The organism is Pseudomonas sp. MTM4 (assembly GCF_019355055.1).
In the GTDB taxonomy this organism is placed as follows: domain Bacteria; phylum Pseudomonadota; class Gammaproteobacteria; order Pseudomonadales; family Pseudomonadaceae; genus Stutzerimonas.
Map to the genome: position 1 here is coordinate 2,532,300 of NZ_CP048411.1, position 12,509 is coordinate 2,544,808.

General features: G+C 62.9%; 11 protein-coding genes. 8 read left to right on the top strand and 3 right to left on the bottom strand.

All coding sequences use genetic code 11. The features are described 5' to 3' along the window. Positions 1-21 precede the first annotated feature (21 nt). The 3 genes from spoT to GYM54_RS11660 all read left to right on the top strand — a co-directional run bounded on the left by spoT (position 22) and on the right by GYM54_RS11660 (position 4,753). On the top strand, positions 22-2,130 hold the full coding sequence (gene spoT, locus GYM54_RS11650) for a bifunctional GTP diphosphokinase/guanosine-3',5'-bis pyrophosphate 3'-pyrophosphohydrolase (RefSeq protein ID WP_181104714.1): 2,109 nt from the start codon (positions 22-24) through the stop codon (positions 2,128-2,130). 101 nt (positions 2,131-2,231) lie between these two features. Then, positions 2,232-2,612 (top strand): RidA family protein, encoded by a 381-nt coding sequence (locus GYM54_RS11655; protein WP_181104716.1) that lies wholly within the window; start codon positions 2,232-2,234, stop codon positions 2,610-2,612. Between the two features lie 35 nt (positions 2,613-2,647). After that, complete coding sequence (locus GYM54_RS11660; RefSeq protein ID WP_181104718.1) at positions 2,648-4,753, top strand: CHASE2 domain-containing protein; 2,106 nt, start codon at positions 2,648-2,650, stop codon at positions 4,751-4,753. A gap of 6 nt (positions 4,754-4,759) precedes the next feature. Here GYM54_RS11660 and GYM54_RS11665 read toward each other — a convergent pair whose 3' ends face one another. The 3 genes from GYM54_RS11665 to GYM54_RS11675 all read right to left on the bottom strand — a co-directional run bounded on the left by GYM54_RS11665 (position 4,760) and on the right by GYM54_RS11675 (position 6,224). Beyond that, positions 4,760-5,347 carry an OmpA family protein gene (locus tag GYM54_RS11665; RefSeq protein WP_181104797.1) on the bottom strand — a complete coding sequence of 196 codons (588 nt, stop codon included), beginning with the start codon at positions 5,345-5,347 and terminating at the stop codon, positions 4,760-4,762. 2 nt (positions 5,348-5,349) lie between these two features. Beyond that, a complete protein-coding gene (locus tag GYM54_RS11670) occupies positions 5,350-5,802 on the bottom strand; it encodes a FecR domain-containing protein (protein ID WP_181104720.1) in 453 nt (150 codons plus the stop codon). A gap of 200 nt (positions 5,803-6,002) precedes the next feature. Then, positions 6,003-6,224, bottom strand: coding sequence for a hypothetical protein (locus GYM54_RS11675; protein WP_131651437.1), 222 nt, complete (start codon positions 6,222-6,224; stop codon positions 6,003-6,005). Between the two features lie 441 nt (positions 6,225-6,665). Between GYM54_RS11675 and GYM54_RS11680 the strand changes: the two genes are divergently transcribed. From GYM54_RS11680 to GYM54_RS11700, 5 genes are all read left to right on the top strand, one after another. Then, positions 6,666-8,036, top strand: coding sequence for an ABC transporter substrate-binding protein (locus GYM54_RS11680; protein WP_181104722.1), 1,371 nt, complete (start codon positions 6,666-6,668; stop codon positions 8,034-8,036). A gap of 53 nt (positions 8,037-8,089) precedes the next feature. Next, entirely contained in the window at positions 8,090-9,010 is a 921-nt protein-coding gene (locus tag GYM54_RS11685; protein ID WP_231752186.1) for an ABC transporter permease, read from the top strand. Beyond that, positions 9,007-9,879, top strand: coding sequence for an ABC transporter ATP-binding protein (locus tag GYM54_RS11690; protein ID WP_181104724.1), 873 nt, complete (start codon positions 9,007-9,009; stop codon positions 9,877-9,879). Before GYM54_RS11685 ends, GYM54_RS11690 begins: the two co-directional genes overlap by 4 nt. A 71-nt stretch (positions 9,880-9,950) precedes the next feature. Next, the gene (locus GYM54_RS11695; RefSeq protein ID WP_181104726.1) at positions 9,951-10,694 is read left to right on the top strand and encodes a GntR family transcriptional regulator; all 744 of its coding nucleotides are present in this window, start codon (positions 9,951-9,953) and stop codon (positions 10,692-10,694) included. 8 nt (positions 10,695-10,702) lie between these two features. Beyond that, positions 10,703-12,439 (top strand): fumarate reductase/succinate dehydrogenase flavoprotein subunit, encoded by a 1,737-nt coding sequence (locus GYM54_RS11700; RefSeq protein ID WP_181104728.1) that lies wholly within the window; start codon positions 10,703-10,705, stop codon positions 12,437-12,439. Positions 12,440-12,509: the final 70 nt, after the last annotated feature.

Consider the following 12,509-nt stretch of genomic DNA (forward strand, 5'->3'; position numbering starts at 1 on the left):
CTGCCGGCGAGGAGCAATCCCTTGCTAGCCATAGACGCTCTTGCCGATCGCCTGTCGACCTACCTCGGCGCAGACCAGGTCAATCTGGTCCGCCGCGCTTACTTCTACGCCGAGCAGGCCCACGACGGCCAGCGTCGGCGCAGCGGTGAAGCCTACGTCACCCATCCCCTCGCGGTAGCCAACATCCTCGCTGACATGCACATGGACCATCAGAGCCTAATGGCCGCGATGCTGCACGACGTCATCGAGGACACCGGCATCGCCAAGGAAGCGCTCACCGCGCAGTTCGGCGAGACCGTGGCCGAACTGGTCGACGGGGTCAGCAAGCTGACCCAGATGAACTTCGAGACCAAGGCCGAGGCCCAGGCCGAGAACTTCCAGAAGATGGCCATGGCCATGGCCCGCGACATCCGCGTGATCCTGGTCAAGCTCGCCGACCGCCTGCACAACATGCGCACCCTGGAAGTGCTGGCCAGCGAGAAACGCCGCCGCATCGCCAAGGAAACGCTGGAAATCTACGCGCCCATCGCCAACCGCCTGGGCATGCATTCGATGCGCGTGGAGTTCGAAGACCTCGGCTTCAAGGCCATGCACCCGATGCGCTCCGAGCGTATTCGCGCCGCCGTCCGCCGAGCGCGCGGCAACCGCAACGAGATTGTCGAGAAGATAGAACAATCGCTGATCCACTGCCTCGCGCGCGAAGGCCTGGAAGGCGAGGTGGTGGGCCGCGAGAAACACCTGTTCAGCATCTACAAGAAGATGCGCGGCAAGCGCAAAGCGTTCAATGAAATCATGGACGTCTATGCCTTCCGCATCGTGGTCGACAAGGTCGACACCTGCTATCGCGTGCTCGGCGCGGTGCACAGCCTGTACAAGCCGCTGCCCGGCCGTTTCAAGGACTACATCGCGATCCCCAAGGCCAACGGCTATCAGTCGCTGCATACCACGCTGTTCGGCATGCATGGCGTGCCCATCGAGATCCAGATCCGCACCCGGGAAATGGAAGAGATGGCTAACAACGGCATCGCCGCGCACTGGCTGTACAAGTCCAACGAGGACGAGACCCCGAAAGGCACCCATGCCCGCGCGCGGCAGTGGGTCAAGGGCGTGCTGGAGTTGCAGGAACGCGCCGGCAATTCGCTGGAATTCATCGAGAGCGTGAAGATCGACCTGTTCCCCGACGAGGTCTACGTCTTTACCCCCAAGGGCAGCATCATGGAGTTGCCCAAGGGCTCGACCGCGGTGGATTTCGCCTATGCGGTGCATACCGATGTCGGCAACACCTGCATCGCTTGTCGTGTCAATCGACGCCTGGCGCCTCTGTCTCAGGCACTGGAAAGCGGCAGCACGGTCGAGATCGTCACCGCCCCTGGCGCACGCCCCAACCCCGCGTGGCTGAATTTCGTCGTCACCGGCAAGGCGCGCACGCATATCCGCCACGCGCTCAAGCTGCAACGCCGCTCGGAGTCGATCAATCTGGGCGAGCGCCTGTTGAACAAGGTGCTCACCGGTTTCGAAACCAGTCTGGAAAGCATATCGCCCGAGCGCATCAAGGCCGTGCTCAACGAGTATCAGATGGAGGTCATCGAAGACCTGCTCGAAGATATCGGCCTGGGCAATCGCATGGCCTACGTCATCGCCCGCCGCCTACTGGCCAGCGACGGCGAACAGGCGCCGAGCGCCGAAGGACCACTAGCCATTCGCGGCACCGAGGGCCTGGTGCTCAATTACGCCAAGTGCTGCACGCCGATTCCCGGCGACCCCATCGTCGGTCACCTGTCCGCTGGCAAGGGCATGGTGGTGCACATGGATACCTGCCGCAACATCGCCGAAGTCCGCCACAACCCGGACAAGTGCATCCAGCTGTCGTGGTCCAAGGACGTCACGGGCGAATTCAACGTTGAGCTGCGCGTCGAGCTGGAACACCAGCGCGGCCTGATCGCGCTGCTCGCAGGCAGCGTCAACGCCGCCGACGGCAATATCGAGAAGATCGGCATGGACGAGCGCGACGGCCGCATCAGCGTGGTTCAGCTGGTGGTCAGCGTGCATGACCGGGTTCATCTGGCCCGGGTCATCCGGAAGCTGCGCACCATCAAGGGTGTAATGCGGATTACGCGGGTTAAAGCGTAACCAGCTGGAAAGGGTGGCCACATCTACTGGGCTTCGTCTAGCATCGCGCCTCTACTTCCCGCTTCAGGCTTCCTGCTTGAAGCTCTCGACGAGGATCCCCCATGCCCCGCACCGTGATCAACACCGACAAAGCCCCCGCCGCCATCGGCACCTACTCTCAGGCGATCAAGGCCGGCAACACCGTGTATCTGTCCGGCCAAATTCCATTGGACCCCAAGACCATGGAGTTGGTGGAAGGCTTCGAAGCGCAGACCGTGCAGGTATTCGAGAACCTCAAGGCGGTAGCCGAAGCGGCCGGCGGCTCGCTGAAGGACATCGTCAAACTGAATATTTTCCTCACCGACCTGGGCAACTTCGCCACGGTCAACGAGATCATGAGCCGCTACTTCCAGCAGCCCTACCCGGCTCGTGCCGCCATCGGCATCGCCGCGCTGCCGAAAGCCGCGCAGGTTGAAATGGACGCCATTCTGATACTCGACTGAACCCCTGACCCGAACGGACGCAGGGAGCGCGACTGATGGCAGTACCCCGACTTACGCCTCGCTTGCTGCTCGCGTTGGCCGGATTGCTCGCCGCCTGCGTTCTGTACCTGGCTGAACCGCTGATGCTGCAGAGCCTGCGCAACGGCTTGTTCGATCAGTACCAGCGCTGGCATCCGCGGCCAGCGCCGGCGCAAACTCCGGTTCGGGTGGTCGACATCGATGAAGCCAGCCTCGCGCGCCACGGCCAATGGCCCTGGCCGCGCGATCTACTGGCGCAGTTGCTGGAGCGCCTGCAGCAGGCAGGCGCCGCCGTGGTGGTCTTTGATGTGCTCTTCGCCGAGGCCGACCGCAGCTCGCCACGCTATGTGCTGAAGCAGCTGGACCTCCCGTCCGCTTTGGCCGACACGCTGGGCGCCCTGCCCGACCACGATCACTTGTTCGCCGAGGCGCTCGAACGACAGCCCAGCGTCCTTGGCTTCGCCACCGCGCACTCACCGTCTCAAACCCGTCCACTCAGCCGTTTCGGCGTGCGGCAACGTGCCGATGCCAAGTTGCCGCGTTTCACCACCTATGCCGGCACCATCAGCGCATTGCCGCTGCTCGAAACCGCCGCGGCCGGCAGCGGCGCCATGACCTTTCACCCTGACGCGGACGGCGTCGTGCGCCGCGTACCGGTGATGATCCGCGTCGGTGATCAGCTGTTCCCCTCACTCGTCGCCGAAGCGCTGCGGATCTATCTCGACCAACAGCTGTACCGCATCGAGACCGCGAGCAATGGAGCGGTCGAACAGGTTGCGATAGGCCCGCTAGCGCTCCCAACCAACCGCCGTGGCGAGCTCTGGCTGCATTATCGCCGCGACATGAGCGCGCAGAGCCTGCCTGCGTGGCGCATTCTGGATGGCACGCCCACCGCCCCGCTCGACGGCAGCATCGTGCTGATCGGCAGCTCGGCTCAGGGTCTGCAGGATCTGCGCTTCAGCCCTCTTGGCGGGATGCTTCCGGGCGTTCAGGTGCATGCCCAAGCGATCGAACAGGCATTGACCGGCTCTCCGCTGCAACGTCCGTTCTGGGCTGGTCCGCTGGAGGCGCTGGTCCTGCTGCTCGCCGGATCGCTGCTCTGCGTCCTGATCCTCACCAGCGGCGCACTCACCGCCGCCTGGATAGCGGCGCTAGCGATCGCGTTACTGAACATCGCGGCCTGGTGGGCCTACTCGCGCCATGGGCTGCTACTTGACGCCCTGACGCCCTCGATCGGTCTGCTGCTGGTCTATCTCGGCGCCAGCCTTGCGCGGCACCGCGCCAGCGAATATCAGCAGCGCTGGATACGTAATGCCTTCTCGCGCTATATCTCGCCGAATCTCGTCAAGCATCTGGTGCGTCATCCCGATCAGCTCCAGCTCAGCGGCGAACGCCGCTATTGCAGCTTCGTCTTCACCGATATCACCGATTTCACCACGCTGATGGAGCGCCACTCACCGGAGCGAGTGGTCGGCATGCTCAACGAATATCTCGAAGGGCTCATCCAGATTGCCTTCCGCCACCAGGGCACGCTCGAGCGCATCGTCGGCGACGGCATGGCCATTCTGTTCTCGGCGCCCCTGACCCAGGCCGACCACCAGGCCCGTGCATTGGCCTGCGCACTGGAGATCCGCAACTTCACCCGCGCCCACGCAGCCGTTCAACATGCCGCCGGCATCCCGCTCGGCCGCACGCGCATCAGTGCACACAGCGGCGAAGTCGTCGTCGGCAATTTCGGTGGTGCCACCCTGTTCGACTACCGGGCATTGGGCGATGCGGTCAACGTCGCGGCTCGTCTGGAAAGCCTCAATCGTTATCTGGGCACCGATCTATGTGTTTCGGAGGCCATCCGTATCGCCAATCCGGACGTGCCGATGCGCGCCATCGGCGATGTACTGCTCAAGGGCAAGACGCAGCCGATCCGCCTTTACGAGCCCTGCGAAACAGCCGTCGACCACGACTACGATGCGGCATACAGGTTACTGGCCGGTGAGCACGAACATGCTGCCGATGCCTTCGAACAGCTGTCTGCCGAGCGACCGAATGACCTGCTGGTGCGTTATCAGCTGCAGCGTTTGCGGGCCGGCCAGCGCGGCGAGTGCATTACGTTGACGGAGAAGTGAGGCGCTTCAGCGAACGCTGATTTCGACCCGGCGATTGCGAGGCTCGGACACCCCATCAGGCGTATCGATCAGCAGGTTGCGCTCGCCATGTGAGGAAACACGTAGATCGATCACTTCAATGGCTCGGCTGCGCAGCATGTCCGCAACCGCCTGAGCCCGAATTAAGCCCAGCTGCTCGTTCCAGTACGGGCCGCTGAGGGTATCGGTGTGGCCAATGACCGAGACGGCTGACGGACCACGCAGGCGGATCGCCTCGAAAACCTGCTCGACGGCTCGCTCCGATTCCTCGATCAGCTCCGCGCTACCGATCTTGAAATAAAGCTGGAAGCGCTGCGGCAGTGCCGGTTGAGCCGCCAACGCCGCCGAGAAATCGTGTGCGATCCGCAGCTGACCGACGTTGAACGGCCTGGTGGCCGAGGCGCCGCCGATGGTGACACCTTGATGCGCCTGATCCAGCCGTGTCTGGCCTTTGGCATCGTCGATCACCACAGCGCCGGTGGTGCCGTCAGGGCTTTCCAGCAGCACCACGTAATTTCCGGTCATGCAGCCCGAAAGCAATGCGAGACACAGCAGCGCGAAGATATATCGCAGCATCTTCACTGAGCGACCTTCACCAGAAAATGCGTACCGCGCACGCCGATGGTACCGGTTGGGGTTTTCAGTTCGACCGCCTCGGGCTTGAGCTTGGCGATGACCCCGGAAATGAAGTTCAAGGTGCCGCGGCTGATATGCCCGCTCAGGCGCAGCTCTTCGCGGCTGGGCTCGAAGGCATACTCATCCAGCGTGAATTCGCTGTTGGGACCGAAGGACATGACCGTGTTGTCGCTGAGCGTCACGCCCATCGCGCCGTCGGCACCGGTGCGTAACACCGCGCCGAGGATCACCGCCTGGCCGACTGCCGCATCGATGGTCTGGTCGCGACTGGTAACGGTCGCCTCGCCCTTCACCTTCATGATGTAGCCGACCGGCTCGACCAGTGCCTGCGCCTGCGCCAGAGGAGACAGCGCCAGCAGGCCTACGATCAGCAAAGGCCGGATGCGGCTTGTCATGGCGCGGCTGCTATCGCACATCATCATTTCAGTCTCCCTAGCGGATCGCCGATTGTCAGGCCTTCGTCCGCGGCCCCTTACGCAGCACCACGATCACGCCGACGTAAGCGTCAGGCCAGCGTCGGAGAATGCCGGATGGCGGTTGGCAATTACAAGCGCAACGGCCAGCAGAAGCCTCACGGTTGAGCGGGGCGAATCGACTAAGCCGAGGCGAAACGTTCGATCGACCGCCCAGGACCGCCATCCCACAGATTCCGATCGGCTAGCTGATGGGTATCGACATAGCGCGGCGCGCCGTTGATCTCTTCCAGCTCGGTCATGCCGGCGAGCTGATTGACGATGCGGTAGCGCTTGCCGACGGTCTTGTCTTGCAAGGGATAGAGGGCAGCGATCTGCTGCGCCAGTTCGGTCAGGGTGGACATGGTGCGGGTACTGCTCTGGGTACGAAAAGCCAGCCTATTTACTACGGATCATGCCCAATTGCGCGGCGCAGCCGACGTCTAGCAGGCCGCTCATCGGAACGGCTTGTCTTGGGGGCTGAAAACCCACCCACGCCTGCTTTTCACCACGCGCCCTACCTTCAGGCGGCCGATTGAGTCAGCGCCGTCCGCGACTTGTTCCACTTGTTCTAAGCACTGCCTCACGCGCTGCGCCGCGTTGGGACGGCCATACCGGATTCGCACCATAGGCGGGCGCGCCGCGCTTGAGCCACAGGCTGATTGATAAGTCAGCAACCGAAAAAATCCGCTCGCAAAACAGGAAGTTAATTCGGGCCTGATGCGTTCTGGCACAACCGGTGCACCTTCAAACACAGGCGTCATGCCCTGTTAGTACAAGTTGCTCAACCGCCAAGGTGAAGACAAATGGACAACCGGAACAGCCTGCTTGCAACCTCGTTTCTCGGAACACTCATGGTGCTGAGCGGCCCTGCGGCAGCGGAAACCATCCGCGTCGGCATCGGCCACCAGAGCATGGTCACCAACACCGTCTCCGGCGGCGTCGTGCTGGAAAAGCTCGGCCTGCTGGACCAGTACTTGCCCAAAACGGGCAAATACAAGGATGCGGACTACCAGATCGAATTTCGCGACTACGATTCGGGCCCGCCGATTACCAATCAGATGCTGGCCGGCAAGCTCGACTTCGGCGTCATGGGCGATTACCCACTGATCGTCAACGGTGCCAAATTCCAGGAAACCAGCAAACAGCAGACCCGGTTCATCGCCGTGACCGGATACAACCTCAAGGGCACCGGCAACGGCATCGTGGTGCCGGCAGCCTCCTCCGTGCAGAGCCTCCAGGATCTGGCCGGCAAAAGCCTGTCCACGCCGGTCGGCAGTGCAGCATGGGGCATGACGCTCAAAGTCCTTCGCGATGCCGGCCTGTCGGATAAGGTCACCCTGGTCAATCAGTCGCCACCCGTAGGTGCAGCCAACATCGCCGCGGGCAAGATCGACGCCCATGCCGACTTCTGTCCCTGGTCAGAAATCATGGAGTTCCGCGGCACTGGCCGGAAGATCTACGACGGCAGCGAGGCAGGCATTCCGACATTCCACGGCATCGTGGTTCGCGAGGAATTCGCCGAAAAATATCCCGAGGTGGTCGAGGGCGTGCTCAAGGCGACGATCGCCGCACAGAAGTGGATCAGTGAAGACCCGATGCGTGCCGCCACGCAAGTGGCCGAGTGGACCGGCGTCGACAAGGAAGTGCTCTACCTCTACTTCAGTGACGGCGGCATCTCGACCATGGAAGCGAGCATCAAGCCGCAATGGGTCGATGCCATGAAGTACGACCATGGCCTGCTGCAAAAGGAAATGCAGATTCCCGACCTCGATTTCGCCACCTGGATCGATGACTCCTACCTAAAGAAGGCCTATGCCGCGTCAGACCTCGATTACGACGCGATGGTGCAGAACGTGGTCAGCCCCACCCCACGTGCGCCAGGGCGCAAGCCCGCGGAAATCTGGTTCGCTGAAAAAGGCGTCGTTGCCTACGACGACACCGCCGCGATGCTCGCCGCAGAAGAAGCGGCCAAGGGCGACGGCACCGCCATCAACGCCACTTACGTCTACGACAACCTCACCGGGCTGAAGCTGTTCGGCAAGGCGGCCTACCTGATCAAGGACCCGAGCGGCGAAGTGCTCGCCTTCATGAAGAAAAGCGACTCCGAGCGACATATCGCCGAAAGCGGCGGCGTGCCGCTGACCGCCGCGCAACCGGTCGCGATGTTGCCCTGATCCGCTCGTATGCGCCGTAGAGCGCACATCAACCTGAGCCGAGGAGCGTAGCCATGAGTGTCAAGCCGAACCCCGTGTTCGATTCAGCCACGGCGGTGCCCGCAGCGGTAGCGGCGCCTGCGCTGGAAGTTGCAGCAGCGCCCAGCCCGTCCGCTGCGCCGAGCGCATCCGCCAATGGCCTGCCGCGCCGGCGCCTGCCAGCCATGACCGGTCGCTATCTGGTGCGCATCGCCGCGCTGCTGATGGCGTTGGTGATCTGGCATTTCGCCGCCAGCAGCGGCTTCAACTTCTTCATCAACTTCGAGAACGTGCCGACCCCGCTTCTGGTGGGTGAGGCACTGGTCACTCAGCTGTCCAGCTCGGAGTTCTACCTGCACATCGCCCACAGCATGGAGCGGATCGCCATCGCGTATGCCTACGCCGTGGTGCTGGGCGTGCTGACCGGTGTAATGATGGGCCGCTCGCGCTGGGCCGAAGACATCATCCTGCCGTATATCGAGCTGTTCCGGCCGATTCCGGCAGTGGCCTGGATCCCGCTGGCGATCCTGATGCTGCCAACGGAACAGTCGAGCATCGTTTTCATCACCTTTCTCGGCGCCTTCTTTCCCATCGTGCTGAATACCGTGCACGGCGTGGAGCAGACGCCGGGCGTATTAGTCCGCGCCGCGCGCAGCCTCGGCGCCAGCAAGAAAGCGATCCTCTGGCACGTGGTGATCCCAGGCGCCATGCCGAGCATTGTTGCCGGCCTGGCTATCGGGATGGGCGTGGCCTGGTTCTCTTTGCTGGCTGGCGAAATCATCAGTGGCCAGTACGGCATCGGCTATTTCACCTGGACCTCCTACACCCTGGTCAAGTACCCGGAAATCATCATCGGCATGCTGACCATCGGTGGCCTCGGCACCCTTTGTACCCTGCTCGTTCGCAAGGCCTGCAACCCGCTGCTGCACTGGCAGGCCAAGGGAGGTCGGCCATGAACAGCGCCGTACAAGACAACCGCCTCGCCGTGCTCGACCACAGCCGGCTACGGGCGAAGGCCAACGCCAAGGGCGACGGTCGCGGCCACATCAGCGTGCGCAACCTGCACATCGAATTCGACCATCAGGGCGGCAAACGCGCCGCGGTGCAGGACGCGCAGCTGGATATCCGCCCCGGCGAGTTCGTCTGCCTGCTTGGGCCGTCCGGCTGTGGCAAATCAACGCTACTCAACGCCATGGCCGGCTTCGTCAATCCGACTCGAGGCGAGCTGAGCATCGATGGCAAGGCGGTCGATTCACCCAGTCCGGATCGCGGCATGGTGTTCCAGCAGCATTCGCTGTTCCCCTGGAAAACCGTGCGCGACAACGTCGCCTTCGGCCCGCTGATGGCAGGCGCTTCACGCAAGGAAGCGTCCAGCGTGGCGCGCACCTTTCTGTCGCTAGTGGGGCTCGCCGCGTTCGAGGACGCCTATCCCTCGACACTATCCGGTGGCATGCAGCAACGCGTCGGCATCGCCCGCGCGCTGGCCAACTACCCCAGCGTGCTGCTGATGGATGAGCCCTTCGGTGCGCTGGATGCACAGACGCGAATCATGATGCAGGAGAACCTGCTGGAGATCTGGCGCGAGTTCAAGAACACCGTGGTGTTCGTCACCCACGACATCGACGAGGCCGTGTTTCTCTCCGATCGCATCGTGGTAATGAGCGCCAGCCCCGGCCGGATCATCGCCGACATCAAAGTCTCGCTGCCTCGGCCGCGCGAGCAGAGCCTGCTCACCAGCACCGAGTTCATGGACTACAAGCGCCAGTGCCTGGACCTGATCCGTCAGGAAACCCTGCGCGCTTTCCAGCAGCAGAACGGAGGCTGAGCCATGCGCGAATCCCGACGTTTTTCGCCAACGCTCGACATGACCTGTCATGACAGGTTGGAGCTAACCCAATGAAAGGAACCCAGCAACTCGCCCCTGGCCAGTCGCCGCTGCCGCTGTATGTGCAGATCCGTGATGACCTGCGCCGCAAGATTCTCGAAGGCAGCTACGTGGTCCATGAGCGCCTGCCCTCGGAAAACGAGCTGATGAACGCCTTCGGTGTCAGCCGCATCACCATCCGCCAAGCGCTGCGCGACCTGCACAACGAGGGCCTGGTGTTCAGCGCCCAGGGCAAGGGCACCTACGTCAGCAAGCCGAAAGCGGTGCAGAACGTGCAGCGCCTGCAGGGCTTCGGCGAAGCGATGGCAGCCCAAGGCTACGAAGCGACTGCGCGACTGCTCTCGATTCAGGAACGCAAGCCACCCAAAGCCGTGGTCGCCGCGCTGCACCTGCTGGCAGGCGAGGAGGTGGTCGAGGTCAAGCGCGTGCGTTATCTGAACCGCGAGGCCGTCTGCGTCGAGAACAGCTACTTCCCACTCGAAATCGGCCGGCGGATGTTCGGCCTGGATCTCTCTGGCGACATCTTTCCGCTGCTCGAAAACGCCTTCGGCATTGCCCTTGGGCGTGCCGACATCAGCCTCGACGCCACCCTGGCCGACGAAGAACACCAGCACTACCTGGCTCTCAAGCCCGGCGAACCCATCCTGCGCGTCGAGCGGCTGACCCATGACCGCGCTGGCCGTCCCATCGACTTCGAATACCTCTGCTACCGCGGCGACGCATTCAAATACCAGTTCCGAGTGGATCGGAAATAGGAGGCAACATGACCACTATCAACGACATCCCAGTGATCGATACCGACGTGCTGGTCATCGGCGGCGGCACCGCCGGCCCGATGGCTGCTGTAACCGTTAAGGAGCAGGACCCGAACCTCAAGGTCATCCTGCTGGAAAAGGCTAACGTCAAACGCTCCGGCGCCATTTCCATGGGCATGGACGGCCTCAATAACGCGGTGGTCCCCGGTCACGCCACGCCCGAGCAGTACGTCAAGGAAATCACCATCGCCAACGACGGCATCGTCCACCAGCCGGCGCTGATGGCCTACGCGACTCGCTCGTTCTCGATGATCGAGAAACTCGACTCCTGGGGCGTGCACTTCCAGAAAGACGAAACCGGCGACTACGACATGAAGAAGGTGCACCACCTGGGCACCTACGTTCTGCCGATGCCCGAGGGGCACAACGTCAAGAAGATTCTCTACCGCCGCCTGCGCCGCGTGCGGGTGGAGATCGAGAACCGCTTCCAGGCCACCCGCCTGCTCAAGGACCCGGACGGCAAAATTGCCGGCATGATCGGGGTGAACACCCGTACCGCCGAGCCGATCATCATCCGCGCCAAGGCGGTAATCATGGCCACCGGTGCCGCCGGCCGCATCGGCCTACCGAACTCCGGCTATCTGTTCGGCACCTACGAAAATCCGGCCAACTGCGGTGACGGCCACGCCATGGCGTACCACGTCGGCGCCGACCTGGTGAACCTGGAGTGCTTCCAGGTCAACCCATTGCTCAAGGACTACAACGGCCCGGCCTGCGCCTACGTCACCGGCCCGCTCGGTGGCTTTACCGCCAATGCCTACGGCGAGCGCTTCATCGAATGCGACTACTGGTCCGGGCAGATGATGCTGGAGTTTTTCAAGGAACTGGAATCGGGCACGGGACCGGTGTTCCTTAAGCTCGATCACCTGGCCGAGGAAACCATCCAGGAAATCGAGACCGTCCTGCACACCAATGAACGTCCGACCCGCGGCCGCTTCCACGAAGGTCGCCACATCGACTATCGCCAGCGCATGGTCGAGATGCACATCTCCGAGATCGGTTTCTGCTCCGGCCACTCGGCCTCCGGCGTATGGACCGACGAGACCGGCGCCACCACGGTGCCTGGCCTCTACGGTGCCGGCGACATGGCCTCGGTGGCGCACAACTACATGCTCGGCGCCTTCGTCTACGGGCAGATCTGCGGTGAGAGCGCCGCGACGTTCGTCAAGGACCGCAGCGAGCCTGTACTCGACGAAGCCTTCATCGCCGCCGAGCTGGCACGCATCCAGGCGCCGCTCATGGTCAAGGACGGCATCCCGCCCGAACAGATGGAATACAAGGTGCGCCGCCTGGTGAACGACTACCTGCAGCCGCCGAAAGTGACCAAGAAGATGGAGATCGGCCTGGAGCGCATCCTCGCCGTGCGCGAAGACGTACCGAAACTCGCCGCCGCCGATCCCCACGAATTGCTCCGGGCGCTGGAAGTGCAATCGATCATCGACTGCGCCGAGATGGCTGCGCGCGCCTCGCTGTATCGCACCGAATCACGCTGGGGCCTGTACCACTACCGCGTCGATTTTCCCGAGCAGGACAACGCCGAGTGGTTCTACCACAGCCGCCTGTTCAAAGACGCCAACGGCCAGATGGCCCACGGCAAACGCCCGGTCGCCGACTACGTCGTTCCGCTGGGCGAAGAGAAAGACGCCTACAGCAAGCTGCGGGTGAAAAAGGCCGCCAATGCCTGACTGTAGGGGCGACGCCCAATGATCCCTGCTGCCAATGGGCGAATGAATTCGCCCCTACAGGACGAACGCT

Excerpts from the sequence above, each read along its gene's own strand:
- GYM54_RS11655 (WP_181104716.1), top strand. The coding sequence starts at position 2,232 with ATGCCCCGCACCGTGATCAACACCGACAAAGCCCCCGCCGCCATCGGC.
- GYM54_RS11675 (WP_131651437.1), bottom strand. The coding sequence starts at position 6,224 with ATGTCCACCCTGACCGAACTGGCGCAGCAGATCGCTGCCCTCTATCCC.
- GYM54_RS11660 (WP_181104718.1), top strand. The coding sequence starts at position 2,648 with ATGGCAGTACCCCGACTTACGCCTCGCTTGCTGCTCGCGTTGGCCGGA.
- GYM54_RS11685 (WP_231752186.1), top strand. The coding sequence starts at position 8,090 with ATGAGTGTCAAGCCGAACCCCGTGTTCGATTCAGCCACGGCGGTGCCC.
- GYM54_RS11670 (WP_181104720.1), bottom strand. The coding sequence starts at position 5,802 with ATGACAAGCCGCATCCGGCCTTTGCTGATCGTAGGCCTGCTGGCGCTG.
- GYM54_RS11695 (WP_181104726.1), top strand. The coding sequence starts at position 9,951 with ATGAAAGGAACCCAGCAACTCGCCCCTGGCCAGTCGCCGCTGCCGCTG.
- GYM54_RS11690 (WP_181104724.1), top strand. The coding sequence starts at position 9,007 with ATGAACAGCGCCGTACAAGACAACCGCCTCGCCGTGCTCGACCACAGC.
- GYM54_RS11680 (WP_181104722.1), top strand. The coding sequence starts at position 6,666 with ATGGACAACCGGAACAGCCTGCTTGCAACCTCGTTTCTCGGAACACTC.
- GYM54_RS11700 (WP_181104728.1), top strand. The coding sequence starts at position 10,703 with ATGACCACTATCAACGACATCCCAGTGATCGATACCGACGTGCTGGTC.
- GYM54_RS11665 (WP_181104797.1), bottom strand. The coding sequence starts at position 5,347 with ATGCTGCGATATATCTTCGCGCTGCTGTGTCTCGCATTGCTTTCGGGC.